Origin of the sequence: Halorubrum sp. CBA1229, assembly GCF_003721435.2 — an archaeon.
Classification (GTDB): domain Archaea; phylum Halobacteriota; class Halobacteria; order Halobacteriales; family Haloferacaceae; genus Halorubrum.
Map to the genome: position 1 here is coordinate 74,757 of NZ_CP054585.1, position 26,329 is coordinate 101,085.

The 26,329-nt window shown below is 70.8% G+C and carries 30 protein-coding genes; 7 read left to right on the forward strand and 23 right to left on the reverse strand.

Translation table 11 applies throughout. The features are described 5' to 3' along the window. Positions 1 to 9: 9 nt before the first annotated feature. Complete coding sequence (locus Hrr1229_RS00375) at positions 10 to 747, reverse strand: helix-turn-helix domain-containing protein (protein ID WP_123114725.1); 738 nt, start codon at positions 745 to 747, stop codon at positions 10 to 12. A gap of 89 nt (positions 748 to 836) precedes the next feature. Between Hrr1229_RS00375 and Hrr1229_RS00380 the strand changes: the two genes are divergently transcribed. After that, positions 837 to 2,357, forward strand: coding sequence for an aldehyde dehydrogenase family protein (locus Hrr1229_RS00380; protein WP_123114724.1), 1,521 nt, complete (start codon positions 837 to 839; stop codon positions 2,355 to 2,357). 40 nt (positions 2,358 to 2,397) lie between these two features. Here the strand turns inward: Hrr1229_RS00380 and Hrr1229_RS00385 are convergent, their stop codons facing one another. The 12 genes from Hrr1229_RS00385 to Hrr1229_RS00440 form a co-directional block, all read right to left on the reverse strand. Further along, entirely contained in the window at positions 2,398 to 3,309 is a 912-nt protein-coding gene (locus Hrr1229_RS00385; RefSeq protein ID WP_123114723.1) for a DUF5821 family protein, read from the reverse strand. Positions 3,310 to 3,425: 116 nt separating this feature from the next. After that, positions 3,426 to 3,743, reverse strand: coding sequence for a CGCGG family rSAM-modified RiPP protein (locus Hrr1229_RS00390; RefSeq protein ID WP_123114722.1), 318 nt, complete (start codon positions 3,741 to 3,743; stop codon positions 3,426 to 3,428). 43 nt (positions 3,744 to 3,786) lie between these two features. Beyond that, complete coding sequence (locus Hrr1229_RS00395) at positions 3,787 to 4,461, reverse strand: helix-turn-helix domain-containing protein (protein WP_123114721.1); 675 nt, start codon at positions 4,459 to 4,461, stop codon at positions 3,787 to 3,789. Positions 4,462 to 4,572: 111 nt separating this feature from the next. Beyond that, positions 4,573 to 5,058, reverse strand: a complete 486-nt coding sequence (locus Hrr1229_RS00400) for a halocyanin domain-containing protein (RefSeq protein WP_123114720.1) — start codon at positions 5,056 to 5,058, stop codon at positions 4,573 to 4,575. A gap of 133 nt (positions 5,059 to 5,191) precedes the next feature. Next, a complete protein-coding gene (locus Hrr1229_RS00405) occupies positions 5,192 to 5,464 on the reverse strand; it encodes a DUF2249 domain-containing protein (RefSeq protein WP_123114719.1) in 273 nt (90 codons plus the stop codon). A 225-nt stretch (positions 5,465 to 5,689) separates the two neighbouring features. Beyond that, positions 5,690 to 6,658 (reverse strand): ABC transporter permease, encoded by a 969-nt coding sequence (locus Hrr1229_RS00410; protein ID WP_123114718.1) that lies wholly within the window; start codon positions 6,656 to 6,658, stop codon positions 5,690 to 5,692. Then, on the reverse strand, positions 6,655 to 7,452 hold the full coding sequence (locus tag Hrr1229_RS00415; protein ID WP_123114717.1) for an ABC transporter ATP-binding protein: 798 nt from the start codon (positions 7,450 to 7,452) through the stop codon (positions 6,655 to 6,657). Before Hrr1229_RS00415 ends, Hrr1229_RS00410 begins: the two co-directional genes overlap by 4 nt. Beyond that, positions 7,449 to 8,963: a nitrous oxide reductase family maturation protein NosD gene (nosD, locus tag Hrr1229_RS00420; RefSeq protein WP_123114963.1), complete on the reverse strand. Its 1,515-nt coding sequence runs from the start codon at positions 8,961 to 8,963 to the stop codon at positions 7,449 to 7,451. The genes Hrr1229_RS00415 and nosD overlap by 4 nt, the downstream gene beginning before the upstream one ends. Continuing rightward, a complete protein-coding gene (locus tag Hrr1229_RS00425) occupies positions 8,953 to 9,726 on the reverse strand; it encodes a hypothetical protein (RefSeq protein WP_123114716.1) in 774 nt (257 codons plus the stop codon). The genes nosD and Hrr1229_RS00425 overlap by 11 nt, the downstream gene beginning before the upstream one ends. 4 nt (positions 9,727 to 9,730) lie before the next feature. Then, positions 9,731 to 11,644, reverse strand: a complete 1,914-nt coding sequence (nosZ, locus tag Hrr1229_RS00430) for a TAT-dependent nitrous-oxide reductase (protein WP_123114715.1) — start codon at positions 11,642 to 11,644, stop codon at positions 9,731 to 9,733. Beyond that, positions 11,641 to 12,000: a BlaI/MecI/CopY family transcriptional regulator gene (locus tag Hrr1229_RS00435; protein WP_123114714.1), complete on the reverse strand. Its 360-nt coding sequence runs from the start codon at positions 11,998 to 12,000 to the stop codon at positions 11,641 to 11,643. The genes nosZ and Hrr1229_RS00435 overlap by 4 nt, the downstream gene beginning before the upstream one ends. A 91-nt stretch (positions 12,001 to 12,091) precedes the next feature. After that, positions 12,092 to 12,910 (reverse strand): helix-turn-helix domain-containing protein, encoded by an 819-nt coding sequence (locus Hrr1229_RS00440; protein WP_123114713.1) that lies wholly within the window; start codon positions 12,908 to 12,910, stop codon positions 12,092 to 12,094. Positions 12,911 to 13,078: 168 nt separating this feature from the next. Between Hrr1229_RS00440 and Hrr1229_RS00445 the strand changes: the two genes are divergently transcribed. Beyond that, on the forward strand, positions 13,079 to 13,876 hold the full coding sequence (locus tag Hrr1229_RS00445; RefSeq protein WP_123114712.1) for an aldo/keto reductase: 798 nt from the start codon (positions 13,079 to 13,081) through the stop codon (positions 13,874 to 13,876). Positions 13,877 to 14,002: 126 nt separating this feature from the next. Here the strand turns inward: Hrr1229_RS00445 and Hrr1229_RS00450 are convergent, their stop codons facing one another. Further along, the gene (locus Hrr1229_RS00450) at positions 14,003 to 15,019 is read right to left on the reverse strand and encodes an aminoglycoside phosphotransferase family protein (RefSeq protein WP_123114711.1); all 1,017 of its coding nucleotides are present in this window, start codon (positions 15,017 to 15,019) and stop codon (positions 14,003 to 14,005) included. Between the two features lie 134 nt (positions 15,020 to 15,153). Between Hrr1229_RS00450 and Hrr1229_RS00455 the strand changes: the two genes are divergently transcribed. Further along, the gene (locus tag Hrr1229_RS00455) at positions 15,154 to 17,271 is read left to right on the forward strand and encodes a hypothetical protein (RefSeq protein ID WP_255212536.1); all 2,118 of its coding nucleotides are present in this window, start codon (positions 15,154 to 15,156) and stop codon (positions 17,269 to 17,271) included. A gap of 71 nt (positions 17,272 to 17,342) precedes the next feature. Continuing rightward, complete coding sequence (locus Hrr1229_RS00460) at positions 17,343 to 17,492, forward strand: hypothetical protein (RefSeq protein WP_176329312.1); 150 nt, start codon at positions 17,343 to 17,345, stop codon at positions 17,490 to 17,492. Positions 17,493 to 17,524: 32 nt separating this feature from the next. Here Hrr1229_RS00460 and Hrr1229_RS00465 read toward each other — a convergent pair whose 3' ends face one another. Further along, positions 17,525 to 17,980 (reverse strand): DUF5799 family protein, encoded by a 456-nt coding sequence (locus Hrr1229_RS00465; protein ID WP_123114709.1) that lies wholly within the window; start codon positions 17,978 to 17,980, stop codon positions 17,525 to 17,527. A 123-nt stretch (positions 17,981 to 18,103) separates the two neighbouring features. Between Hrr1229_RS00465 and Hrr1229_RS00470 the strand changes: the two genes are divergently transcribed. Beyond that, positions 18,104 to 18,514 carry a halocyanin domain-containing protein gene (locus Hrr1229_RS00470; RefSeq protein WP_123114708.1) on the forward strand — a complete coding sequence of 137 codons (411 nt, stop codon included), beginning with the start codon at positions 18,104 to 18,106 and terminating at the stop codon, positions 18,512 to 18,514. 29 nt (positions 18,515 to 18,543) lie between these two features. Here the strand turns inward: Hrr1229_RS00470 and Hrr1229_RS00475 are convergent, their stop codons facing one another. Both Hrr1229_RS00475 and Hrr1229_RS00480 read right to left on the reverse strand, forming a co-directional pair. After that, complete coding sequence (locus Hrr1229_RS00475) at positions 18,544 to 19,635, reverse strand: enolase C-terminal domain-like protein (protein ID WP_123114707.1); 1,092 nt, start codon at positions 19,633 to 19,635, stop codon at positions 18,544 to 18,546. Between the two features lie 2 nt (positions 19,636 to 19,637). After that, positions 19,638 to 20,567: a 1,4-dihydroxy-2-naphthoate polyprenyltransferase gene (locus tag Hrr1229_RS00480; RefSeq protein WP_123114706.1), complete on the reverse strand. Its 930-nt coding sequence runs from the start codon at positions 20,565 to 20,567 to the stop codon at positions 19,638 to 19,640. Between the two features lie 106 nt (positions 20,568 to 20,673). Between Hrr1229_RS00480 and Hrr1229_RS00485 the strand changes: the two genes are divergently transcribed. Together Hrr1229_RS00485 and Hrr1229_RS00490 are read left to right on the forward strand one after the other, a co-directional pair. Beyond that, positions 20,674 to 21,216, forward strand: coding sequence for a carboxymuconolactone decarboxylase family protein (locus tag Hrr1229_RS00485; RefSeq protein ID WP_123114705.1), 543 nt, complete (start codon positions 20,674 to 20,676; stop codon positions 21,214 to 21,216). 91 nt (positions 21,217 to 21,307) lie between these two features. After that, positions 21,308 to 21,631, forward strand: coding sequence for a hypothetical protein (locus Hrr1229_RS00490; protein ID WP_123114704.1), 324 nt, complete (start codon positions 21,308 to 21,310; stop codon positions 21,629 to 21,631). A gap of 347 nt (positions 21,632 to 21,978) precedes the next feature. Here Hrr1229_RS00490 and Hrr1229_RS00495 read toward each other — a convergent pair whose 3' ends face one another. The 6 genes from Hrr1229_RS00495 to Hrr1229_RS00520 all read right to left on the reverse strand — a co-directional run bounded on the left by Hrr1229_RS00495 (position 21,979) and on the right by Hrr1229_RS00520 (position 26,303). Further along, complete coding sequence (locus Hrr1229_RS00495) at positions 21,979 to 22,485, reverse strand: DUF5797 family protein (protein ID WP_123114703.1); 507 nt, start codon at positions 22,483 to 22,485, stop codon at positions 21,979 to 21,981. Between the two features lie 147 nt (positions 22,486 to 22,632). Then, positions 22,633 to 23,370 (reverse strand): hypothetical protein, encoded by a 738-nt coding sequence (locus tag Hrr1229_RS00500; RefSeq protein ID WP_123114702.1) that lies wholly within the window; start codon positions 23,368 to 23,370, stop codon positions 22,633 to 22,635. An 89-nt stretch (positions 23,371 to 23,459) separates the two neighbouring features. Next, a complete protein-coding gene (gene gatA, locus Hrr1229_RS00505; RefSeq protein ID WP_123114701.1) occupies positions 23,460 to 24,767 on the reverse strand; it encodes an Asp-tRNA(Asn)/Glu-tRNA(Gln) amidotransferase subunit GatA in 1,308 nt (435 codons plus the stop codon). Then, positions 24,768 to 25,118 (reverse strand): Asp-tRNA(Asn)/Glu-tRNA(Gln) amidotransferase subunit GatC, encoded by a 351-nt coding sequence (gatC, locus tag Hrr1229_RS00510; RefSeq protein WP_123114700.1) that lies wholly within the window; start codon positions 25,116 to 25,118, stop codon positions 24,768 to 24,770. Positions 25,119 to 25,220: 102 nt separating this feature from the next. Continuing rightward, a complete protein-coding gene (locus Hrr1229_RS00515; protein WP_123114699.1) occupies positions 25,221 to 25,697 on the reverse strand; it encodes a DUF5788 family protein in 477 nt (158 codons plus the stop codon). A 93-nt stretch (positions 25,698 to 25,790) separates the two neighbouring features. Continuing rightward, entirely contained in the window at positions 25,791 to 26,303 is a 513-nt protein-coding gene (locus Hrr1229_RS00520; protein WP_123114698.1) for a universal stress protein, read from the reverse strand. Positions 26,304 to 26,329 lie beyond the last annotated feature (26 nt).

A 26,329-nucleotide genomic window follows, 5' to 3' on the forward strand; every position in this document is an offset into this window, starting at 1 on the left:
AGTCGGCGGTCACGGATCGAGCAGCTTCGCCTCCGCCTTCCGGAGGTGTTCGAGCAGGGTCGTCTTCGAGACGTCCATGTCGTCGGCGAGCTCGCGGGTCGACGTCTCGCGCGGCCACTCGTAGTACCCCGCCTCGCGGGCGTGTTCGTACACGTCCCGCTGGGTTGGCGTCAGCGTGTCGAGCCGCTGCTCGCGGGGAGTCCGCCCCGCGTGCCCCGACGACGACATCGACTCCACGGTCACCTCGGCGCCGGAGTCCGCCTGGACCGCGTCGAGCGACTCCCGGATCTCGGTCCGCTCGCCGACGAAACACACCTGCCACTCCTCGCGGCCGTCCTCGATCCGGACCGGCGCGCTGTGGACGAACCCGTGTTCGAGCAGCGTCGGACACACCATGTCGGCCGGGTCGTACTCCAGGAAGAACTCGCGGACGACGTTGCCCGGGGCGTCCCTCGCGCGCCCGAATCGCTCCTGGAGCTCGAGCAGGTTCCCCGCCCGGTCGGACTCGCGGATCGCGTCGAGCAGCGCCTCGACCTCCTCGTTCGTGTCGGCGAACGCCGTGAACAGGCCGTTCACCGAGTTCGGCGCGTCGCGGTCGGTCCGCGGCGAGTTGTATATCGCGTGGGCGAGGACGCCGCCCGCGGTTCTGTTCGTCGCCTCGATCGCCCAGCAGTTCGGATGCCACAGGTCGAGCGTGAGCCGAGTCCCCGACCACTCGTCCGCCCCGGTCGCGTCTGTCGTCGCCATTACTACCTCTTCCGTGGTACCGCATCACAAAGACTCTGCCGCCCATGGTCGGGTGGGATATTTGGGCGCGGCGACGGTAAGCACCGTCCATGTCGGAGCCGTACCAACACTACATCGACGGCGAGTGGGTCTCGGGCGCGGGCTCGGAGACCTTCGAGAGCGAGAACCCGGCGACCGGGGAGTCACTCGGCGAGTTCCGGCAGGGGACCCCCGAGGACGTCGACCGCGCGGTCGACGCGGCCGACGAGGCGTTCGCGGAGTGGCGCGAGCTCTCCCGAATCGAGCGCGCCGAGTACCTCTGGGACGTGTACCACGAGCTGCGCGAGCGCACCGACGAGCTCGGACGGGTCGTCACCAAGGAGTGCGGGAAGGAGATCAGCGAGGGGAAGGCGGACGTCGTCGAGGCCGCCCACATGGTCGAGTGGGCCGCGGGCGACGCGCGTCACCCGAAGGGCGACATCGTCCCCTCCGAGATCCCGGCGAAGGACGCGTACATGCGCCGGAAGCCCCGCGGCGTCACGGGCTGTATCACCCCGTGGAACTTCCCCGTCGCGATCCCCTACTGGCACATGGCAATTGCCCTGGTGGAGGGGAACACCGTCGTCTTCAAGCCGGCCGAGCAGACCCCGTGGTGCGCGCAGATCATCGCGGAGATGTTCGACGACGCCGGGATCCCGGACGGCGTGTTCAACATGGTCCAGGGGTTCGGCGACGCCGGCAACGCGATCGTCGAGCACGACGACGTGGAGACGGTCATCTTCACCGGCTCGGCGGAGGTCGGCCACCTGATCCAGGACAAGCTCGGCGGGGTCCCCGGCAAGCGCGTCGCCTGCGAGATGGGCGGCAAGAACGCGATCGTCGTCACCGAGGCGGCCGACCTCGACGTCGCGGTCCACTCCGCGGTGATGTCCTCGTTTAAGACGACCGGGCAGCGCTGCGTCTCCTCCGAGCGCCTGATCGTCCACACCGACGTGTACGACGAGTTCAAGGAGCGGTTCGTCGAGATCGCCGAGGACGTCGCCGTCGGCGACCCGCTCGACGAAGACACGTTCATGGGGCCGCTCATCGAGGCCGAGCACTACGAGAAGGTCGCGGAGTACAACGAGCTCGCCCGCAGCGAGGGCGTGAACGTCCTCGTCGACCGCACCGACCTCGACGCCGACGAGGTCCCCGACGGCCACGAGGACGGCCACTGGATCGGCCCGTTCGTCTACGAGGCCGACCCCAGCGAGGACCTCCGGTGTACCCACGAGGAGGTGTTCGGGCCGCACGTCGCGCTGCTCGAGTACGACGGCGACATCGAGCGCGCGGTCGCGATCCAGAACGACACCGAGTACGGGCTCGCCGGCGCGATCGTCTCCGAGGACTACCGACAGATCAACTACTACCGCGACCGCGCCGAGCTCGGGCTCGCGTACGGGAACCTCCCCTGTATCGGCGCCGAGGTCCAGCTCCCGTTCGGCGGCGTCAAGAAGTCCGGCAACGGCTACCCCTCCGCCCGGGAGGCCATCGAGGCGGTCACCGACCGCACCGCGTGGACCCTGAACAACTCGACGGAGATCGAGATGGCGCAGGGGCTCTCGGCCGACATCAAGACGAAAGACGACTGAGGGCGGCCGCCCTCGCGGAGCCGTTTTTAAGTATCCCGCATCAGACCGCGTCCAGCGCCGCCGCGACCGCCTCTATCGGCCCGTCGGCGTCGGCGAGCCCGCCGCGGGCGACGAGCCGCTCTCGAGGGCGACCGACCCGCTGCGGGACCGACTCCGTCCCGAGCAGTCCCGCGTCGCGGAGCTCCCGCTTGATCCGCGTGAACGTCGCCGAGCTCCCGAGCCCGGCGTCCTCGCAGGCGCGACGCAGGTCGCGGTCGAGCGCGCCGCGCTGGACACCGACCACGTACGCGCGGCGGCGCGCGCCGGCCAGATCGAGGGCGTCGCCGTCGACGACTCCGGCGTCGAGCGCGCGGATCGCGTCGCCCGCGACGTCGAGGCCGCAGCGCTCCCGCAGCGCCTCGTACGCGCGACGGCGACTCGGCGTCCGCACGCCGCGCACCTCGGCCGCTTCGACGAGCGGGGCGTAGCGCTCCCGGAGCGTCGGGTCGTCGCCGACTCGACACCACGTCTCGGGACCGTCACCGGCGTCGGTGTTCTCGTGCTTCGAGCCCTCGGCCGGGACGAGCGCGAATCCCGTCGTTCGACCGACGAGAGCCGCGTTCGGCTGTGGCTCCGGCAGCGTCAGGAGGTCCCAGACCTCCGCCTCCACGAGCGCCGCGAGCCGGCTCGCGGGATGGAAGCGGTCGACGACGGCGTCGGCCGCGCGGTCGCTCGCGAGGACGGTGAGCGTCGGAAGCTCCGAGGGGAGCGTCTCCGATAACGCTGGCGAGTCCCCCTCCGCTTCGGCCCGAAGCGTCGACGGGTCTGGGTCGACGAGCCCCGGCGCCGCCTCGCGGTACGCCTCGACCGCCGCCGTCAACAGCGACGGCGACGGGTCCACGAGCACCGGATCGGCGTGGGTCCCGATCGCTCCCGGCCCGTCCGCGAACGGCAGGGTCGGATCGGGGGACACGGCCTCTTCTACGGGACGGACGGAATATAAATGGCAACGGGCGCAGCCGCTTGGCTGTCGGGGGAAGTACGGCGGTCGGTTGGGGGAAGGCCGCTCGTCCGTCCCGCGTTGGCCTTTTAAGAAACGTCCACGCGGGTGACGTGACCGCCGCAGCCGCACCGCTCGACGTACTCCGGGTCGAGGCCATCGCGTTCCTCGCGGAGCGCGTCGTAGAGGAACGCCTCTGGATGGCCGAGGTCGCCGTGGGTGACCAAGTTGACGTGGTTCCCCGGGGTCGTGTGGTCGACGGCCGCGAGCGCGTCGCGGACCGCCAGTTCCGGGTCGTTGGCGTACTTCGGCTCCTCCAAGTTCGCCGACCAGGAGTTGTCGTGGACTCGGTCGGTGATCGGTTCGGCGGTCTCGTCGTGGTCGTGGTCGTCGGTGGGTTCGGTCATGGGGGTCTCGTCGTGATCGAGTCGCGCTATCCGTCGGTCGCCGTTACGAGTCGACGGCCGCGATCTCCGGCTCGTCCTCGAGGGGGCGACTGGGCAGGTCGTCCACGAACTCCCGGATCACCGTTCGCTGGACGCGCTGGAGCGTCTCGCTGCAGGTCGATTTCGCGATCCCGACGTGGTCGGCGACCTCCGTCAGGGTGGCGCGACGCGGCACGTCGTAGTAGCCGAGGTCGACGGCCGCGAGCAGAAGTTCCCGCTGTCGGTCCGTCAGCAGGCGGGCGGGGTTGACGCGCTGACGCACGCGCTCGACCTCGAATTCGAGGCCGACCTCGCGCAGCCGTCGGCCCATCTCGGCGACGCGCTCGTGTTCGCCCGTGACTTCGACCTCCGCCACGCCGTCCTCGATGTCTAAGGGCATCTCGATCGGGAGTCCCGAGCGCTTCGCCGCCAGCAACAGCAGCGGCGCGTCCGTCTCCACCCGGGCCGTGACGACGCCGTCCTCCCGCGCCATCACCGACACGGCGGTCAGCGCGTCGTGGCCTTCCATCGCCGACAGTACCGCGTCGGCGTCGCGTGCGGTGACCCTGACCAGAGCGAAGCCGGCGCTCTCGCCGGGGACCGCGGCGAGCACGCGGAACCCCGTGTCGGGGAACTCGCGCGAGACGTCGGCTATCCACGGTCCGTCGGGCAGGTCGACGAGGAGGCGTGCTTGTGGCATCTGTGTGGGTCGGTGGTGATGTCAGTCGTCAGTCCGCTGCGGTCGGTGGTCGGGGCGGGTCTGGATCCAAATCGATCCTCGGACCATCAGTCGAGGTCGATCGTCGCGGCGTCACTCGACGTAGACGGCGCCCTTCATCCCGACCGCCTCGTGGGGGGTGCACACGTAGGTGTGGATCCCGGACTCCTCGAAGGTGTGCTCGAAGGTGTGCCCCTCCTCGCCGATGGTCTCGCTCTCGAAGTCGCCGTCGGACCCGGACACGTTGTGCTGGCCGCCCTCGCCGGTCCACTCCCACGTGACCGTCGTCCCGGACGACACCGCGACCGCCGCCGGACCGAACGCCAGCCCCTCGCCGGCGCCGACGTCGACGGTCACGGAGTCGGAGCCGGTCATGTCGACCGTCTGCTCGTAGTTGTTGGCGTCGTCGAACCAGCCGTCGTAGTCCGGCTCCTCCGAGAGGAACTGCTGGCCACCGCCGTCTCCGCTCCCGCCGTCGCCGCCGTCTCCGCTCCCGCCACAGCCGGCGAGCGCGGTGGCCGCGCCGAGCGCCGCGGTCGTTCGAACGAAGGTTCTCCGGTCGAGTGTGCGTCGGGTCATGCGCTTCGGCGTAGGGGAGTAGGGGGAATACCTTCGGCGCATATTCCCGGACTGCGGAGGAGTGGACCGAACTGTTCGGCTCGGTGTATATAAACGACGGCAGCGGGCCCGCGCTCGGCGCCGAGGACGCGAATCAGTCGTCCGCCGCGGCCCAGATTGCCGTGACGACGCCGTCGTCGGTCTCGACCGTGTCGTGCGCGTAGCCGCGGTCCGCGAGCTTCGGGAACAGGAACTGCGGAGCCCGGTCGTTGTGTTGCACGAGGACGGTTTCGTCCGGCAGGTCCGCGAGCAGTTCGAGCGTCTGCCGGAGCGGCTCCGGCGGGCCGAGATCGGCCACGTCGAGCGTCTCGACTTGGCGGTCGGTCGGCGCGTCCGTCTCTTCGAGGACCGACGTCTCCGGTGTCATGTCCGGGTATCCGCGCCCGACGGGCCCGTCAGTTATCCCGAACGTGTTCGGTTCCGCCGTCGCGCGCCTCCCGTCGCTCGCGATACCCGCCGAGCCGACGCGCGTCGCTGGCGATTCGCTCGGTGTCGGTTCGGATTGGAGTACAGGGGACGGTGGAGAACGGGAGAGCGGTGGAGTGCGGGAGAGCGGTGGAGAACTGGCGGGCGGTGGAGTGTGGGCCGGAGGTCAGAGCCGACGCCGGCGGACGAGTCGCGCCGCGACGGCGATCGGGGCGACACACCACGCGGCCAACGCGGCAGCGAGGGACGCCGTCGAGAGGCCGCTGCCGGCGAGGACGGCGGTGAACCCGCCGCCAGCGGTGGTCCCGAGCCCGCTCAACACGAGCACGCGGAACGCGCTCACCGGGTTCGAGAAGACGAGCGCGGAGAGGACGGCGTCGGGGAGCTCGAACGCGGCGACGACGCCGAGCGCGATCAGGTCGTGGACCAGGACGAACCAGACCCACACGAGCAGGGCCGCGCCGAGCGCGTGCGTCTTCTCGCGGGCGACGGTCGACAACAGCACCGCGATCGCCAGGAACGCGGCGCCGGCGCCGACGGCGCCGACGAGGAACCCGAGGAAGGACGGCCACTCGCCGAGCCCGAACTCGCGGACGATCAGCACGCCGCTGAACCCGAACCCGAGCACCGTCGCGCCCGCGAGCACCGTCAGCCGACCGAGGTACGTCCCGGCGACGACCTCGCTGCGCCGGACGGGCAGCGAGAACATCACCGCGAGCCATCCCTCGTCCTCGCGGCCGACGACGGCGTCGTACCCGAGCGCGAGCGCCGCGAGCGGGATCAGGTACGCGGCGAGGCTCGTCAGGGACGCCACGACGCGCTCGGCGCCCTCCGGCCCGACCGCCGAGCCGCTGAACGTCAGCATCATCCCGCCGAAGACGACGAACAGGCCGGTCAGCGCGAGCGCCCAGCGGCTCCGGACGGCGAGCCGGTACTCGGTCACGGCGACGACGAAGACGTGACGGAGCGCGCCCCGAACGCCCTCGACGGTCGGGTTTTCGGTCACCCCGGAGGTCGCCGACGGAGACGGGGGCGTCTCGCCGTCGTCGGTCGGCTCCTCGTCCCCCGCGCTGAACACCGCCGCGTCCGGGTGGAGAGCGTCCGAACGCGTCTCCGCGGAGTCCGTCTCGGTCATGACGTCACCTCCCCGCGGTCGGCCCGCGAATCCCCCGCCTGCTCGTCGGCGACCGCCGCTCGGAAGACCGCTCGGAGCCCGCGCTGACCGCGGCGCTCGCCCGTCGGCTCGTCGCCCGATTCCCCGATGTCGGCCGCGAGCTCCTCGATGGAGCCGGACGCGCGCACTCGACCGTCGTGGAGCACTGCCGCGCGGTCACAGAGCCGCTCGACCTCGGGGAGAACGTGCGAGCAGAAGACCACCGTCGCGTCCGTCTCGGCGGTGATCTCCTCGACGATGACGTGGAACTCGTCGACGCCGCGGGGGTCGAGCCCCGCGGTCGGCTCGTCCAGTATCAGAACGTCGGGGTCCGGAAGCAGCACCGTCGCCAGACCGAGTCGACGTTGCATCCCGTTCGAGTAGCCCGAGACGCGGCGGTCGGCCTCGTCCGGGGTCAGCCCGACGCGCTCGACGGTGCGAGCGACCCGTCCGTCCCCCGGGAGCCCGCGGATCGCCGAGTGGACGGCGAGCACCTCCCGCCCGGTGAGCCCGTCGGGGAATCCGACGTGTTCGGGGAGGTAGCCGACGCGCTCGCGGATCCGTCGCCCGTCCTCGGTCACGTCGGACCCGCCGACGGAGACCGTCCCCGCGTCCGGGCGGTCGTGACCCACGAGCAGTCGGAACAGGGTCGATTTCCCGGCCCCGTTGGTGCCCAGGATCCCGAACGTCGACCCGCTCGGGATCGAGAGCGAGAGCCCGTCGAGGGCGGTCACGTTTCCGTACGCCTTCCGAACGTCGCTCGCGTCGATTCTCATGATGTGGCCTCCGTGTCGGTCTCTCGGTCCGCGTCCGTCTCCCCCGTCTCGGTCGGTTCGTAGGCGCGCCAGTCGTGGTTCGGCTCGGTGAGCGGGCGGCGGTCGACGACGCCGGGCGCCTCGATGACGGGGAACGAGCTCTCGGCGAGCCGCACCGCCTCGAACGCCGGGCTGTTCGCGAACACCGCCGCCTGCGGCCGCTCGGCGACGATGTTCTCGACGAGTCCGACGGGGCGGTGGCGGATCTCGCTTATCCCGTCGCCGTCGCGGTCGGCGACGCGGGCGCCCGACCAGTAGTTGCCGCGGTCGGTGTCGTTCCACTCCACGAGCGTGGTTCGCGGCGTCTGGACCGCACGGTCGTTGCGGACGAGGCTGTTGCCCGCGACGACCTCGTTCTCGCTGCCGGCGGAGCTGTGGATCCCGATCGCGTTGCGGTACAACAGGTTGTCGAGGATCCGGTTGTCCTGTGCGTTGTAGATGTACAGCCCGTCGCGGTTGGCGACGAGGTGATTCCCGGCTATCGTCGACTCCTCGATGTCCTTCGCGAGGATGCCGTGGCCGCTGGTGCCCTCGCTCCGCAGGGCGGTGTTGTTCCGGACCGTCAGCCCCTCGCTCACCATGAGGGCGTAGCCGACGCCGTTGTCGGCGGCGACGTTGTCGACGAGGCGGTTGTCGTCCGAGTACATGTAGTGGACGCCGTACCGGGTGTGTCGAATCGTGTTGTTCTCGGCGAGGACGTCCGTCGCCCACGAGAAGTAGATCCCGTCCCGAGTGGCCGTGATCTCGCTGTCGCGGACGACGGTCCCGCTCGTCTCGAACAGGTGGATCCCGTTCCCGCGGTCGGTCACCGGGTAGACGTCCTCGCGGCCGTCGATACGCACGTCTTCGATCACGGCGTCGTCGACCCCGTCAACCCAGATCCCGTAGGCCGTGTCGGTGATCCGGACCGTCTCGATCCGGGCGTCCGCGCCGGCGACGAACACCCCGGCGTCCTCGGTGTCGAGGTCGCTGCCCGAGCCGCGGATCCAGACGCCGGAGACGGTGACGTTGTCGCCGCTCAGCGTGATCACGCGCCCCTCGCCGCCGCCGTCGATCACGGCGCCGTCCTCGCTCGCGACGATCTCGAGGTCGTCGACGCTCGCGTTCACGCGCTCCTCGAACCGGCCGTCGAGGACGACCGTGTCGCCCGGATCAGCGGCGTCGACCGCCGCTTGCGCCGACGCGAACGACTCGCCGTCGACGGCGGCGGTCCCGTCGCGCTCGGGCGCGGTCACCTCGGTCGCCGCGACGTCTGTCGCGACGTTGAGACCGGAGGCGCCGGAGTCGTTCGCCGGGATTCCGGCTCCGACGGCGTTCGTGTATCCGTCGGCGGCGGCGGCCGCGCTGCCGGGCGCCCCGGTCGCACCCGCGGCGAGCGGGAGCGCGAGCGCGATCACGGCGACGACGCAGGCGGCCACGAGGAAGCCGGTTTCGAGCCGGCCGACCGACAGGCCGAACCGGTCACCTGACATGGTCGCCACCACCGATCTCCGGGTTCCGGTCGGCGTCTCGGTCCCGCTCGGACTCATCGCTCGGTTCCTCGTCGCGGTCGCGGATCGCTCCGGGGAATGCGCGGGCCAGTTCCGGGAGCTCGTCGACCGTCGCGTCGAGGTCCCGCGCGAGGTACGCGACGGCGAGCAGCGCGACCGCGACGAGGGTCATGTAGCCGCCCGGTCCGAACCACGCGAAGCCGCTGATGTTGGCCACCGCGTAGGGGCCCAGAAGCGGCGGCGTGAACGATTCGATGCCGCGGAGCGGCGCGTTCGGGTCCAGCGAGTGACCGGCCTGGTAGAGCCGGTACTGGATGAACGCGAACATGCCGACGAAGACGGCGATCGTCCCGACGAGCTGCGCGGTGAGCCCGGCTTTGAGCTTGCGGACCGTCGGCGCGAACGCGACGAAGGCGCCGGTGAAGGCGAGCCCCGCGAACACGACCGGACCGAGCAGCCACTCGGGGACGTCTATCGCCGCCTCGCTGACGTCGTAGTTCGGCTCGATGTACACCGGGTCGGGGTAGTGGAACCCGGCGTACTTGTTGAGCCCCTGTACCTCGGCGAAGTCGCCGCCCAGACGCGGATACGCGTACAGCTCGATGAGCAGCTCCTGGCCGGGATACTGCGGCGCCGTGAGCGTGATCCGCCACATCGGGACCAGCAGCGCGCCGACGAGCAGCACCGCTGCCGCCAGCGGCAGCGCGCGTCGGATCTCGGTCAACCGCGTGAGCGACGATGACATGGCGTTATTCCTCCGGCTCGACGATGAGCCGCGAGCGCATCTCCAGGTGCAGCGCGCTACAGAAGTGCGCGCAGTAGACCCAGTAGACGCCCGGCTCGTCGGCGGTGAACGTCACCTTCCGCGTCTCCTGCGGGGCGACGCGCATGTGGACGTCGTGGTCGGGGATCGCCACCGAGTGGAGCATGTCGCTCGTCGTCTCGATGTTCGTCACCTGCATCTCGACGGTGTCGCCCTCCGTGACGGTCATCTCCTGGAACCCGTAGTGGTTCCGCGTCGAGTACATCTCGATCTCGACGCGGTCGTCGGCGACCCGCTCCATCGACTCCTCGCCCTCGTCGGTGTACTCGAGTTCGAGGTCGTCGGGGTCGTACGTCTTCGCGGGGTCGAGCTTCGAGCGGTGACAGATCGACGCGTCGTGCGGCTCCGCGTGTGCGGGCGAGTCCTTCACGTGTTCCATCCCGGCCTCGTCGTCGCCGATGTAGATCAGCTGGTCGTTCTCGGGGTGCTGCGGGCCGACCGGCAGGAACCGGTCTTTCGACAGCTTGTTGAGCGAGATGAGCCAGTCGCCGGCCGGGTCCTCCGTGTACGACTCCGAGGCGATCAGGTGACCGGGGTTGTAGTGGACGTCGATCTTCTCGATGACGGGGCTCTCGGACCGTGCATCGGCCTCGACGGCCTTCTCGATGTCCCACTTGACAACCTGCGAATCGATGAACAGCGACGTGTACGCGTGCCCGCGGCCGTCGTAGGCGGTGTGGAGCGGACCGAGCCCGAGCTTCGGCTGGCCGACGATGGCGTCGGTCGGATCGTCGACCTCGTCGATCTTGTCGATCTGGATGACCGACGCGGTCGGGTCGAGCTTCCCGCTCGCGATCGCGTACTTGTTATCCGGCGTGACGCTGATCCCGTGCGGGCTCTTCGGCGTCGGGATGTAGTGGACGACCGGGTCGTCGCCCTGGTTGAGCGGGCTGTCCTTTCGGCCGTCCACGACGGGGACCTCGTTTATCATCTCGTAGTCGCCCGCCTCGACGGCCGCCTCGATCCGCGGGATGTCGAACGCTTTGACGTTGTCGCGGTCCGACCGGGTCATCCCCTTCTCGGTGACGGCGCCCTCGCTGTTGTAGCCCGTGGTGAAGAAGTACCGCCCCTCCTTGCTCCCGTCCCCGTTGTCCATGTTGCCGTCGACGAGGACCTCCCACTCGACGTTCATCGACTCGGGTTCGATCGCGGCGAGGACGGCGCCGTACTCGTCGGGGTCGTGTAAGTCGCCCGTCCCGTCGTTGGGGATCGGCGTGCGGAACTCGCCGACGCCGAAGATGAGGTCCGTGTCGGGCAGCTGCGCGCAGGACCCGTGCGTCCCCTGCTGGTTCGGGATGTCGACGATGGCGTCGGTCTCGAAATACGTCAGGTCGATCCGGGCCATCCGGCCGTTCGCCTTGTCGTTGACGTACGCGAACCGGCCGTCGTAGTCGCCGTCGGTCTGGCTGATCCGCGGGTGGTGCGTGTCGCCCCAGGTGTAGCCGCCGGCCTCCTCGAGCATCTCGCGGCTCTCGTCGTCGTGCCCGTAGCCGCGCCCGCTGTCGCGCTGGAACACCGGGATACGGATGAGCTCGCGCATGGACGGGAGCCCGACGACGCGGACGTCCCCGGACTGACCGCCGCCGAGGAACGCGTAGTACTCGTCCATCTCGCCCGGCGGGACCGAGTGACCGGGGGCGGCCGAGACGGTCCCGTCGCCCTCGTCGCTGAGCAGGCTGGTACAGCCGGCGAGCCCGCTGAGGCCGCCGACCGCGGCCCCGGCCTTCATGAAGTCCCGTCGGCGGAGTCCGGGGAGCAGCGAATCGAACCCGTCCGGCGATTCGTTCTGCTGTTCGTCTGGTTCCTCCTCGTTCGCCGGCTGCTGAGTGTGTCGTGTCATGAGCGTTCGTCGATGTCGTCGTCACGCGCTGTTCGGACCGCGATCCGCTCGATCGCTCGATCGCCGAGAACGGCGCGGAGTTCGGCGACGAACTCCGGGATCAGTCGTCGTCGGGCGGCCTCGGCGTCGAACCGGTAGCGGTGCCGCGTCGCCCCGCGGTGGGACTCGGTCTCCCGTTCGACGAGCCCCTTCTCGACGAGGCGGTCGACGGTCCGCTTCACCGTCGTGTACGCGACGTCGTCGCCGCGGCGCGTGACCGCGTCGTGTAGGTCGCGGGCCGCGAGTGTGTCGTCGGCGCGCCGCAGGACGGCGAGAAGCTCGCGTTCCCGCGGTCCGAGCTGTGTCCACTGGGTCATGGGCGGTCGGAGCCGAAGCGATCGGTTCGACCCCGCTACTGATCAGTACGGTCGAACCGTCCGGGTACCTGCCGGCGAACTGTTCGGGGGTTTAAATACGGTCTCCGTTCCCGAACAGCTGCGAAAAGAGCGAAGTCGTCACCGCGCGGAGATGTTCGGAGACGGTCGACTTCGCGAGGTCGAACTCGGCCGCGATGTCGGCGGCCGAGGTGCCGCCGGCCTCGAAGTATCCCTTCTCGGCGGCGACCCTCGCGATCTCGACCTGGCGGTCCGTCATGCCGGCGAGGTCGACGGGGACCACATCGGGACAGCAGTCGTCCTCGTCGCTGCTGCCGCGGTCGACGCAGAGCCGACGGAGCTCCACGTCGAGCCCGGACGCCTCGCACTCGTCGACGATCGCCCGCAGCTCCTCGTGGCCGCTCAGGACGAACGAGACCTGGATCTCGCCGTCGACCATCTCGGTCCGCCGCGGCGAGACCGGGAAGTTCGCGAATGCCGCCGGGAGCCCGCCGCACGTACACCCCGCGCACACACCCTCGCCCTCGGTCGCTGGCGAGGGACCGGGGCCGTCGGTCTCCGACTCGGCGTCCGGCGCCGCTTCGACGACCGCGTCGCCGCCCGGCGGCCAAACGGCCACGCCGCCGTCGGTGGCCGCGTCGGTTATCCCGCGGATCTCGTCGGCGTCGGGGCGTTCGCAGGCGATCTCGTAGCGCCCGTGCGCCCGGCCGCCGAACTCGACGAGATCGAGGCCCGTCGGCGGGTCGGCGGGCGGGTCGGCGGCGACGAACTCGACGCGGTCCTCTCCCGAGTCGACTCGCATCTCCTCCACCGGGGTGCTCGACGAGAGCGCGGCCACGGGACAGCCGTCGCAGGCCGACATCGCTAATTCGACGTGGATCCCGTTGGTCATGAGGGAACGTATGTCAGCCACCGGTGATATAACGCCGAGCGGTTTCCAAGCCGATGAAAAACACCGGACACGCGCCCGTTGCCGGGGCTTCCCGCAGTATGCGGGCGGAACCCCGCGATCCGTTCCGGTGAGCGCGCCCTTTTAAATTCGGGGGCGGAATCGAGCGGCATGCCGCCACTGGAACTGCCGCTCGGACTCGGCACCTCCGGCCTCGACGACCCCGCGGAGTGCGCCGCCACGGTGACCGCCGCCTTGGAGGCCGGCTACCGCCACGTCGACACCGCGCAGATGTACGACAACGAGGCGGCGGTCGGCGAGGGGATCGCCGCCGCCGACGTCGACCGCGACGACGTCGTCGTCGCCACGAAGGTCCACCCGGAGAACCTCGCGCCCGAGGACGTCCGCGAGACGGCCCGCGAGAGCCTCGACCGGCTCGGACTCGACCGCGTCGACCTGCTGTACGTCCACTGGCCGATCCGGGCGTACGACGCCGCCGCGACGCTCCCGGTCTTCGACGAGCTTCGCGACGCGGGGCTCACCGACCACGTCGGCGTCTCGAACTTCACGCCCGAGCTGCTCCGCGAGGCCCGCGAGACGCTCGACGCGCCGATCGCCGCTCACCAGGTGGAGTGCCACCCGCGCTTTCAGCAGCCCGAGCTCCGCGAGCTCGCCGAGGAGTTCGACCACCGGCTCGTCGGCTACTCGCCGCTGGCGCGCGGGGACCTGTTCGACGACGACGAGTTCAAAGGCGTCGCCGATCGCAACGGGCTCTCGCCGGCCGTCCTCGCGCTCGGGTGGGCGCTCGCCCGCGGCGTGACGCCGATCCCGAAGGCGACGGGCGACCACGTCGCCGAGAACCTCCGGGCCGCCGCCGTCGATATCGACCCCTCCGTCCTCGAGGAGGTCGACGCGCTGGAGCCGGGCGACCGGCGGATCGACCCCGACGACGCGGCGTGGAACCGCTGACGGGCGTCCCCCGGAAACCGACCGCGCCTCTCAGACCGCCTCCGACCGCGCCTCTCAGACCGCCTCCGACCGCGCCTCTCAGACCGCCTCCGACCGCGCCTCTCAGACCGCCTCCGACCGCGCCTCTCAGACCGCCTCCAACCGCGCCGCCATCTCCGCCTCCGCCCTGTCGACGAGGGCGGCCAGCGGCTCGTCGAGGTAGGTCGTCCACTGGTCGATAAACCCCGAGCGGCCGAGCATCCGGACGACCTCGTATATCGGACGGCGGGCCGCGAACCCCTCCGGGAGCCCGCCGGCGCGCTCGCGGTACCCCGCGTACAGCGCCGCCGCGTACCGCTCCGGGCCGCGCTCGTCGAACCCGTTGAGGAGCTGGTCCTCCGCCCGGACGAGGTCGCGGGCGGGGTCGCCGACGTGGGCGAGCTCCCAGTCGATCGGGGCCACACCCTCCGGTCCGTCTCCCTCGCGGACGAACAGGTTCGGCATCGCGACGTCGCCGTGGAGGAGCGCGGCGGGGGCGCCGCGGAGGCGGTCGCGGTTCGCCTCCACGCAGTCGACGACGGCGTCGTAGTGGTCGGCGAGCCGCTCGGAGGTGCCGATCTCGCGGGTGCGCTCGACGGTTTTCAAGAGCACGTCGGGCCACGGCGCGCGGTCGAGGTCGAGCTCACCTGGCGCGTCGCTCCCGACGATGTCGCCGTGCGTCTCGAACCGCTCGGCGTGGAGGGTCGCGAGCGTCCTGCCGACGCGGCGGAGGAGCGCCTCCCGTTCGGCGTCCCCGTCTCCGCCCGACTCACCGCCGAGCTCCTCCCACACGCCGAGGAGCTCGCGGCCGGGAGCGGGTCCCGTGACGAGATACGGCGCGTCGGCGTCGGGGTCGGCGGCGAGCACCGCCGGGACGGCGACGGGTCGCTCGGCCGCCACGTACCGCAGCACCGCCAGCTCGCGGGCGATCCGGGTGCCGTCGGCGTCGACCGCCACCTTACAGAACGCCCGGCCGCCGTCGGCGAAGACGACGCCGACGGTCTCGTTGGCGCCGTTCCACGACGGTCCCACGTCGGCGAGCCGGCCGACGCTCCGCCCCGGGAACGCCTCGGCGAGGGCGGACGCCACGGTCTCGTCACGTCCGGACGCCGCGGCCTCGTCCATACCGTCGTGTCGCGTCCGGAAGCTGTTAAGACTGTGCCGTCACAGCTGTTACCACGAGACGGTGAAAAATCCGGTTGTAACGGGAGAGAGACTCCGAAAGGCGAGATTTTCCGACACCCTCATAACTGTTGGAGATGCATCAAACGACAGTGAGAGACGAGTCGTTCGGCGGGCGAGTGGGCTTCGAGGTCGACGGCGAGACCCTCCGCGTCCGCGACGCGCTGGAGGGCGAAGAACTCCGGCTCGTGCTGGACCGCGAACCCGAACCGCGGCCCGCGCTTCCGGAGCTGTTCCCCTTTCCGGTCGACGAGGCGGTCAGCTTCGAGGCGGAGTCGATCTCGGTCCCCGACTACTCTGTGGTGAGTGTCCGCAGAATCGACGGCGAGTTCGTCGCGCAGCTCAGCGAGCCGACGGAGCTCCCCCGGGGGTCGTACTGTTTCGACGTCACCGGCGTGACCAAGGCGCTGGTTCGCGCGCCCGACGTGGCGGTCTCGACGACCGGCATGAACGACGGCGGGGCGGTCGACATCGAGTTCGACCGGCCGGCGACCGTCACGGTCGGCGCACGGTCGCTCCACACCAGACCGGAGGCGACGATCACGGTCCCCGACGACCCGGCCGCGCTGGCCGAGGCGGTCTCTGTGCTCGGCTCGTCGATCAAGGAGTTCTCCCCCGAGCGCTCGTGGCCGACGCTCCGCGGCTACCCGCCGCTGATCGAGCGCGGCGACGAGCTCGACGTCCCGAGCCCGCTGACTCGGCCTGACACCGGCGTCGAGGTGGTCGTCCGACCCGAGTACGCGGACGTCTATCGGCTCTCGACGCTCTCGTACTACCTCGGCGCGGGGATGACCGTCGGCGACGCGCCCGCGATACGGCTCGACAACGGCTACGTCGAGTCGCTGCCGACCGAGGGGGCCGCGCTCGAGGCGCGCGCCGAGGAGCTGCTCCGGACGTGGTTCTTCCTCGACACGCTCGCCCGGACCGAGGGGTACGTCCCCTCGGACCGGTACGAGTACGAGCGGGTCGGCCCGGAGCTCCCCTTCTACCCGCCGAAGCTCGCGGACCGCTCGATGAGCGAGCGGCTGATGGAGTACCTCGAAGTCGACCCGGCGACGGTCGCTCCCTACGCCCCCGACTGGCCGACCGAGGCGGTGCTCCGACCGGATCCCGCCGGCGCCGAGCTGCTTCCCCACCTCGCGCACGTGCTGGCGCCGGTGCGGGTGCGCGGCGCGGCGGAGCCAGCGGACCCGGCGGCGCCGGCTGCGCTCGCGATGTCGCCGTGGTTCGCTCCGGCGGACGGGTCCCCCGACCCCGACGACGACCCGCTCCCCGCGGGCACGTCGGTGTTGACGCCCGCGGGCTACGAGAACCGACTCTCGCGAGAGACCACCGCTCGCGGCGAGATCCGCGTCGTCGCGATGGTCGACTCGGCGGCGCGCGCCGACGCGGTTCGGCGCGCCCTCGCAGAGCCGGCGGTCCCCGAAGGCGTCGGCGAGTGGGAGGTCCTCGATCGACCGGACGCGGACACCGTCGCGACGGCGCTCTCCGACCCCGTCGTCGACGTGGCGTACTGCGGGCTCCCGGTCGGAGACGGGGGCGTCGTCGCGACCGACGGGACGGTGGCGCTCGACGACCTCGAGGACGCGCCGGCGCTGGCGATCTTCGAGGGGACCGACGACGTGCGGGAAGGCCTCAGAGTCGTCGAAAACGGCGGCGTGGGGTCGATCGTTGCCGGGGAATCGTTGTCGTCCACGAGGCTCAGGTCGGCCGTGGCCCTGCTGGCGATGGGGGCGTCGACGAGCGCGAGCGTTTGGCTCTCCGATCTCGCCGACGAGAATCGGATTCGCCTCGTCGGGGACCCCGGCGTCTCGCTGGCTTCGAACGCCGCGTTGGCGACGCAGATGAACCTGGTGCGATCAGAGTCACCGATCTCACATCACGTCGAACGCGGATCCGTCCTCTCGCTGTCGGTTCGGCTCGGACAGGAGCAGAAACAGCTGTTCGAGGAGTTTGATCCCCTGAGCGAACTGGTCGGAACAACGCGGACGGACGGTCCCGTTCTCGACTGCTCAAGGGTCGTCACGATCCTCGATCAGGCCGACTCGATTGTCCGCCTCAACGGTCGCCTGCTGCTTCCGAGCGACGGCCTCACCGAAGCGGACATAGAACGGATGGCCCGGCGCCACCTCGCGGACGACGCGAACGAAATCGCGGGGCCGGACGGTCAACCGAGGCGACATCGCCAGGAGTGAGTCGGGGGTTGGATCTTCCGTCGGCGAAATCCACCGAGGCTTTTTATAACATAGCCGACGAATCTCCGCGTATGCCTCAGATCCACCTCGACGAGGAGACGGTCGAGCGGCTCGACTCGCTCCGCGTCGAAGACGAGGAGTACGACGAGATCGTCAGCGAGCTGATAAGCATCTACGAGGCCGAGGAGCTGACGCTCTTCCACGGCGGCGACATGGATTAGCGACCGGGGGACCGTCGACCGCGTCCGACCGTTTATTCCCGATACGCGAGCCTGACCTGTTCCCAGCGACCGTTGTCCTCGAGGTGCGCCTGCAGTTCGTCCGCGTACTCCTGAACGAGGCGCTCGGCGGCTTCGAGCTCCTCGTCGTCGACGCCGCCGTCGTCGCCGCCGCCGAGTCCGAGCGCGCCCTTGATCGAGTCGACGAGCCCGCCGCCGGAGCTACCGCCGTCGCCCTGCCCTCCCGCGCCGCCCATCGCGGCGACCTGTGACCGGACGTTCTCGAGCTCCGGCATGATCGCCGGGAGGCTGGAGGTGTCGGCGACGAGGCGGGCCTCGTCGGGGTCGGCGGGGTTCTCGATCTCGAACTCCGTCGCCGTCATGATCAGGCCCCACTCCTGGCTGGAGAACCGCGAGGCCGATACTCGGTCCGTGAACTGGTTGTCGACGGTCATGCGCTCGCCGACGATCGCGTCTGTCCACTCGCTCATACCGCTCAGTTCGGTCGCGGCCGTACAAGCCCCTTTCCCTCGTCGACTCGCTCGTCGCGCTCGGTCGTCGCCCTCGTCCGTCGCGCTCGGATCGTTTTATACCGTCCGGTCCGTCGTTCCGGCATGAACGCGCGAACGCGACGTCAGCTGCTCTCGGTCGCCGGTGCCGCCTCGCTCGCCGGGATCGCGGGCTGTGCCGGTGTGCTCATCCCGGGCGACGACGGCGGCGAGGCGGAGACGGTCGACCGAACCGGCGAGGAGACCGTCGCGGTCGCGGTCGGCGCGGACGGCGGCTTCTCCTTCGCGCCCGCGGCTATCCGGGTGGACGTCGGGACCACGGTCGCCTGGGAGTGGACCGGCGTGGGCGGCAGCCACAACGTCGTCGACAGGGGCGGCGCCTTCGAGTCCGGCCTCGCCGCCGCGGAGGGGCACGCCTTCGAGCACGAGTTCGAGACGGCGGGGACCTACGAGTACGTCTGCACGCCCCACCAGACGCGGGACATGGAGGGAACGGTCGAGGTCGTCCAGCGGTAGTCGATCCGACGGCGAATCGGCCCCGTTGCTTACAAGAGCCCGTCGAACGCGTCGCCGGCGAGTCCGGGACCGTCCGGCACCGATATCGCCCCGTCCGCGACCGGACACGGGTCCGGGGCGAGGTCGTCGTCGAGCAGCGCGGCCGTGGCGAGTCCGCAGGGGGCGACGTCGGGGATCGCGGCCGCGACGTGGACCGCGGCGGTCCGCGCGACGACGGCGTCGATCGTGGTGGTGATCACGGGCTCGACGCCCGCCGCTCGCGCTGCCGAGGCGGCCGCCAGCGCGCGGTCCGGTCCCCCGAGCGCCATCGGCTTCAGGACGACGACGTCGGCCGCGTCGGCGTCGAGGAGGGCGTCGAGACCGTAGCGCGACAGCGACTCGTCGAGCGCGATCGGGAGTGTGGGATCCCCACTGGCGTCGGTCGGGTCGTTTCGCCGGTCCCGGAGGGCCGCCGCGCCGTCGAGGTCGTCCGCGGGGAGCGGCTGCTCGACGTAGGCGAGGTCCAGCGGCGCGAGCCGGTCGAGCGCCTCGCGCGCGGTCGACGGGTTCCATGCCCCGTTCGCGTCGGCTCGGAGCGCGACCTCGCTGCCGACCGCGTCGCGGACCGCGCGGAGTCGTTCGACGTCGGCGTCGAGCGAGCGGGCGCCGACTTTTATTTTTAAACAGTCGAATCCGGCGTCGACGGCCCGCGCCGCCGCGGCGGCGGTCGTTTCGGGGTCTGCGTCGCCGACCGTCGCGTTGACCGGGGCCGACTCCGCCGGCGTCGGGAGGTCGCGCTCGGCCGCGAGACGCTCGGCGAGCGAGAGTCCTTCCCCGCGCGCCGCGGCGTCAGCGAGCGCGAGCGCGAGTCCGTGGCGCGCGGCGGGCGTCTCGCGGTCGAGGCGGTCGAGCGCGCCGTCGACGAGGCACCCGTCCTCGTCCCGAACCCCGCGCAGGGCCGACTCGCACGCTGACCGCGATTCGGTCCAGCCGGGGAGCGGGGTGGCCTCGCCGACCCCGGTGGCTGAGGCTCCGTCGTCGTCCGGGCCGACCTCCACGAGGATCCCCTCTCGCTCAGTGATCTCGCCGCGGGCGGTCGCGAGCGGCGCCGTCAGACCGACGGAGAAGGGGCGGAGCCGCATCCTCACAGCGCGAGGCCGACGGCGAACGCGACCGCGTACGCCGCGAGGAGCTTGCCGGTCGATTCCAGCGCGGGGTTGAGCGCGTCGCCCGACGTCTCGGTCAGCACGGTGCGCGCGACGGCGACCGCGAGCGGGAGCGTGACGAGCGGGGAAAGCACCGCGAGGCCGTCTCCGCGGGCGAGGAACCAGAAGGGGGCGAGGTAGGCGAGCGCGAGTAGACCGACGTACTGCGCGCGGGAGAACCCGTAGCCGAACCGGACCGCGAGGGTGCGCTTCCCGGTCGCCGCGTCCTCTTCGAGGTCGCGGACGTTGTTGACGACGAGGATGTTCGTCGAGAGCGCGGCGATCGGGAGGCTGGCGACGACGGCCGCGAGGGTGACGGTCCCCGCGGGGAGCCACAGCGGGAACGCCTCGCCGACCAGGGCGGCCGCCTGCACGTAGTAGGTCCCGGTGACGGCGATCACGCCGAAGAAGACGAAGACGAACAGGTCGCCGAGCCCGTGGTAGCCGAGGGGGTACGGCCCGCCGGTGTAGGCGATTCCCGCGGCGACGGACGCGAGCCCGATAAGGAGGATCGGGACGCCGCCGACGTAGACGAGGTAGGTGCCCACGAGGATCGCGGCCGCGAACGTCAGCCACATCGCCCGCTTCACCTCGGCCGGCTCGATGAGGCCGCTGGCGACGACGCGGGTGAACCCCTCGCGGTCGTCCGTGTCGGCCCCTTGGATCGCGTCGTAGTAGTCGTTCGCGAAGTTGGTGCCGACCTGGATCAGCGCCGCCCCGACGAACGCGGCGAGCGCCGGCAGCGGGGCGAACGCGCCCGTCCGGAGCGCGAGGCCGACGCCGACGATCACCGGCGCGGCCGCCGCGGGCAGCGTCTGCGGCCGCGCGGCGATAAGCCACGCCCGTCGTCGGGACACCTCGGTACTCATTACACGCGATAGGCGCGTCGCGTCCCTTAACCTTACCATCCCGGAACGATCCGGCGGGGCCGTCCGCGACACCCACAGCTATGGCAACCGGCGACGAGCCCCACGCATGGCCCGCGTTCCATACGTCGACGCGTCGGACGTGCCCGAGGAGTACGAGGAGCTGCTGGAGTCGTCGCTGCAGGGGAAGCCCCTCCACGTCTACCGGTCCCTCGGCAACAACCCCGAGGTGCTCGCCGGGCTGCGCTCGTTCCTCGGCTCGCTGTGGACCGACAGCGGCCTCTCCGACCGCGACCGCGAGCTCGTGATCCTCGCCGCCGCGAGCGAGACGCGGAACCGCTACGAGTGGCACCAGCACGTCAACATCGCCCGCGGCGTCGGGATCGACGACGCGGTCATCGCGGGGATCGGCACCGGGGACCTGTCCGCCCTCGACGACGACGAGACGACGCTGGTCGAGTACGCGACCGCGATCGTCCGTCGTGAGGTCGACGCCGTCGTCCACGACGAGATCGCCGCCCGCTACGACGACGAGACGGTCGTCGGGATCGCCGCGCTCGCGCAGGGGTACGCCGGCCTCGGCGGGATGATCGAGGCCTTCGACCTCGAGCTGGAGGCCGGCAGCGAGTTCCACGGCTGGGACCCGCGGTAGATCGCGGCCCCGCTCCCCCGGGGCCCCGCTCCCCCGGGACGCCGACCTCACCGACCGACAGATACGACAGGGGCCGGCCCGTATCCGATGTATGAGCGACACGACGGCCGACGGGGAGGGCGACTCGGAAGGGACCGAGGCCGAGTCCACCGGAGCGGAAGCGAACGGGATCGCCGCGCGCTACGAGGAGGCGGGCGGCGAACGGTTGCTCACGTTCTCCGCCGACGGCGCCGAGGCCACGGTCGCCCAGAACGTCGACGGCTACGCGATGCTGAAGGTCCGACCGGGGCCGACCGGCGACGAGCTGGAGCGGTACTACGGGTTCGACATGGCGCTGGACCACGCCGCGGAGCTGCTCGGCGTCGCCGTCCGCGACCTCCCGGTCCCCGACGCCGCCGCCGACATGGGGATGTGACAGCGGCTGGCTACGACTATTTATAAATGGAATACGGTGGCGTGCGCCTGCGAGCGCCCGATAGGGCGCGAGCAGACCGCACGAGGGAGCCCGCGGCCGCCGGCGGCGGCCGCGGCGAGGCTGGGGAGGCGTGAGGTGCGGTGCTGTGCGGGGCGGGACTCAAAGGGGCAGTCGCCGGCGGCTCCGCCGCCGGCTGCCAGAGGCGCGAAGCGCCTCGCGGCTGGGGCTTTGGAGGTGTTCTCCGTCGGTCCAGAATCAATTATTTATAAACGAGCGGCTGGGGCTTTGGAGACGTGTATGACTCGTCCACCGTCGACTGTTTATAAATGTAAACCGCAGACAAACGGTTATTCGTTCACTTCGACCGTGATCTCGTCGCGTTCGACGGCGAGCTTGAACGTCGGGACGGTCCGGTAGACGACCTCGACGACGTTCTTGCGTTCGAGGGTCCGGAGCGCGCGCCGCACCTCGTCGACCTCGGGGTCGACGTCGAACGCCTCGCGGACGGCGTTAAGCACGCTGACGACCGACTGCGACCGCTCGTCCGGCCCGGCCACCACCTCGAACACCTGCGCCACCAGCTCCGAGACGCGGATCGTGTCGGGCGCGCCGCCCTTCGCGACCGCGTCGGCCTCGATCCCGGGCTCGACGTCGACGAGGTCGTTCGCCTCGGCCGTCGACCGGATCAGGCTGTCGTCGTCGCGGTAGTAGTACTCCTTGAGGTGGTTCTGCAGGTACTGGTGCACCTCGCTGCCGCTGTCGAGCTCCCACGCGTCCTGCAGCTCGCCGTTCTTCGTCGGCTGGAGGCGAACGATGTCGGCGAGCCGGTTCCGCTCCTCGTCGGTCAGCGCCATACGTCTCCGTTCACCGGGGCGGGTATGGACGTTCCGGATCGCGACCCGGGAGGGAGCCGGCGGTCTTACCGACCGGTTCGCCCGGAATAGAGCGTTTCTGGGCAGTTTGGCCGTTCGGTCCGATTCGAGGGGCCACCCCAGTCCGCCTCAGGAGCTCGACGACTCGTCGTCCGAGCCGCTATCGGCCGTCTCCCCGAACTCGTCGTCGACGCCCCATCGCTCCTCGATCGAGTGGCCCTGGGAGTCGGCGGCATCGATCCCGGGGGCTGACTCGCCGGACTCGCTGGACTCACCGGACTCGCCGTCGGTCGCGGGCGTCTCGGACTCGGCCGCGTCGGCGTCGGTGCCCGAGTCTCCCGTCGATTCGGCGCCCGTCACGCGATCGGCGACGAGCTCCGAGAGCGGGTCGACGGTCACGGTCAGCCGCGCCACGACGAAGACGAGCGGGACGAACGCCGCGATCAGGAACGCGGCGTCGTACGCCCACGCGAAGCCGCCGATCAGGGGGACGACCGCGCCGGCGAGCCCGCGGTGGGCGACCAGCACGGCCGCGAGCACGACGAGCCAGTAGGCCATCGCGCCGGCGTTCTCGACGACGCGCTCCACGTGCGCCGCGGCGTCGGTCCGGTGGAGGGCGGCGCGCGTCAGCGAGGCGACCTTCGGCGCGGCGAACAGGAGGAGGGCCACGACCGCGGCCGTCACCACCGCGCTGGCGACCGCGGCGAAGGTGACCGGCGTCAGCGGGACCAGGCGATCGACGCCCGGTAAGAGCGTGAATAGGTACAACACACCCACCAGCGCGAGCGCCGCGATGGCGACCCGACTGGCGGAGCGAACGGCGTCGCGATCGAACGCGTCCGTCGCCGTCGATTCGGTTTCGGTCATGGTGCGCTCGGGACGAGGGGTGCGAGGCACATAACCGGCCGAGACGCTCAAGGCGGTTTTACGCGGATTAAAAACGAGCGGAACGGCCCTCAGCTGGCGTCTTCGACGGCGCTCGCTGCGCGGATCACCCTCTCCTCGCCGAACTTCGGCCCGACGAGCTGGAGCCCGACCGGGAGCCCCTCGGCCTCGCCGGCGGGCACCGAGATCGCCGGGAGGTTCGCGAGGTTGACCGGGGTCGTGTTCGCGTCCGCGAGGTACATCCGGAGCGGGTCGTCGAGGCTCTCGCCGAGCTCGAAGGGGAGCACCGGCATCGTCGGCGACGCGATCACGTCGACGTCCGCGAACGCCGCCTCGAAGTCCTGCCGGACCCACGCGCGGGCGTCCTGCGCCTTCTCGTAGTACTTGTCGTGGTAGCCAGCCGAGAGCGCGTACGTCCCGAGCAGGATCCGGCGTTTGACCTCCGCGCCGAACCCCTCCTCGCGCGTCTCCGCGAACGACTCGTTCCAGTTGCCGTCCGACTCGGCGCGGTTCCCGTACCGGACGCCGTCGAACCGCGCGAGATTCGAGGAGGCCTCCGCCATGGCGATCACGTAGTACGCCTGCACCGCGTGCTCGACCGACGGCAGCGAGATCTCCGTCGTCTCCGCCCCCTGATCCTCCAGGTCCGCGATCGCGGCCTCGACCGTCTCGACGACGCGCTCGTCGGCACCGTCGAACAGCTCCGTCGGGACTCCGACGGTGAGCCCGTCGACGTCGCCGTCGGCGGCCGCGGCGTAGCTCGCGTCGGGGTCGGCGCCCTCGACCTCGCTCAGGTCGCGGGTGGTCCCGTCGTGCGGGTCCGGGCCCGCGATGGCGTCGAGCGCGGCGGCCGCCTCCTCGACGGTGCCCGCGATCGGCCCGATCTGCTCTAAGGAGTTCGCGTACGCGACGAGGCCGTACCGCGAGACGAGCCCGTACGTCGGCTTGATGCCGACGACGCCGCAGAACGCCGCCGGACAGCGCACCGACCCGCCCGTGTCCGAGCCGAGCGCGAGGTCGGCCTCGCCCGCGGCGACCGCGGCCGCCGAGCCGCCGGAGGAGCCGCCCGGGACGCGCTCTGGGTCGACCGGGTTCCGAGTCGGCCCGAACGCCGAGGTCTCCGTCGTCGTCCCCATCCCGAACTCGTCCATGTTCGCCTTCCCGATGACCGTCGCGCCCGCCTCCGTGAGCCGGTCGACGACCGTCGCGGAGTAGGGCGGGACGTAGTCGGCGAGCATCTCGGAGCCGCAGGTCGTCCGGATCCCCTCGGTGGAGATGTTGTCCTTGACCGCGACCGTCGCCCCCGCGAGGGGGCCCTCGGCGTCGGCGTCGCCCTCGATCGTCGCCTCCGTGATGAAGGCGTTGTGGTCGGCCGCCATCTACGACACCTTCGGCCCGACGAAGTAGCCGTCCTCCGTCTCCTCGGCGTTCGACAGCGCCTCCGCCTGGGTGAGTCCCGACTCGACCTCGTCGGGGCGCATCACGTTGACGAGCTCCTCCTCGCGCTCGGTCTCGGGAACCTCGTCGAGGGCCTCGAAGTAGTCGAGGATGTCGCCGAACTGGTCGGCGAACTCATCGACCTCGTCGTCGGCGAGGCGCACCCGGGCCAAGTCGGCGACGTGACGGACTTCCTCGGCGTCGACGGTGGCGGCGTCGGATCCGGCGGACGCGTCGGCGTCGCCCGCCTCGTCCGCACCCGCGTCACCCGTCGACTCGGACGTATCGCTCATACGTCGAGGTGTCTCGGACCGGGAGTAAGGGTTTCGGAACGTCGCATCGGGCCCGTACCGAGCGCCCCTCGATCCTCACCACACCGCGGACCGTGCCGCGGCTCACTGCACCTCATCGACGAACGCCAGCCAGCGCTCGTGCCCGTCGAGCGTGGCGGATCGGTGCTCGTCGGCGAAGTCGGGGTGCCGGATGGTTTCCAAGGCGTTCAGCGCGCGGTCGATGCCGATGATCTCGTCGGCGAGTCGCTCGGCGGCCTCGCGGTCGAGGGCGTCGGGGACCGCCGCGCGGTTCGCGTCGCCCGTTTGGCTCGCGCCGCCGTTGCCTGCCTCGCCCGCGTCCACAGCCCCCTCAAGCCTGTCCAGTCGCCGCCGGCGCTCCTCGCGGAGGGTCGCTTTCACCGACGCCAGCTTCCGGTCCACCGCGGGCGGGACCGTCTCGATGGCGCGCGTCTCGACGATGAACTCGGAGAGGTCGAGCTCGGCGCCGTCGATGGTGACCGTGTCGGGGACTGACGCCCCGATCGTCGCAGTGCGGCTGTTGACGCGTTCGAGCAGCTCCTCGCGCAGGGACTCGTCCATGCCCGTCGGTTGGACCGCGTCGCGAAAATGAGCTGCGGTCGGCGCCCCCTCCGCGGTTTCGAGGGGAGCGCCGGGCTCCGTCGGCTTGCAGCGTCACTCGCCCTCGTCGACGCGGACCGTCACCACCGGCGGGTCCGCGAGCCGCACCACCTTCTCAGTGACGCTGCCGAGCAGGTAACGCTCGACGCCGGTCCGACCGTGGGTCCCCATCACCACGAGGTCGATGTCGTTCTCGTCGGCGTATCGGAGGATCTCCGAGTGCGGCGTCCCCATCTCGACGGCGGTCGTCAGGTCGATCCCGTCGAGCGATCCGGCCGAGGCCTCGACGAGCTCCTCCGCCTGCGCGGTGAGCTCGTCCTCGATCTCGTCCGGGTCGGGGCCCTCCTCGTGCCTCCCGATGTACCCCTCGTCGGGCGACCGCCCGCTCATCGCTTGGCCCTCCTCCTCGAGGAAGGCCCCACTCAGGCCGAGCCCGCCCCCGCGGATGTCGATGACGTGCAGGACGTGGACGGTCGCGTCGAACGCCGACGCGAGTGCCGCCACGTGCGCTGCCGCCGCTTCCGACCCGGTGCTCCCGTCCGTCGGGTACAGTATCTGATCATACATCGTACCACCCAGTTGAAACTTCGCGG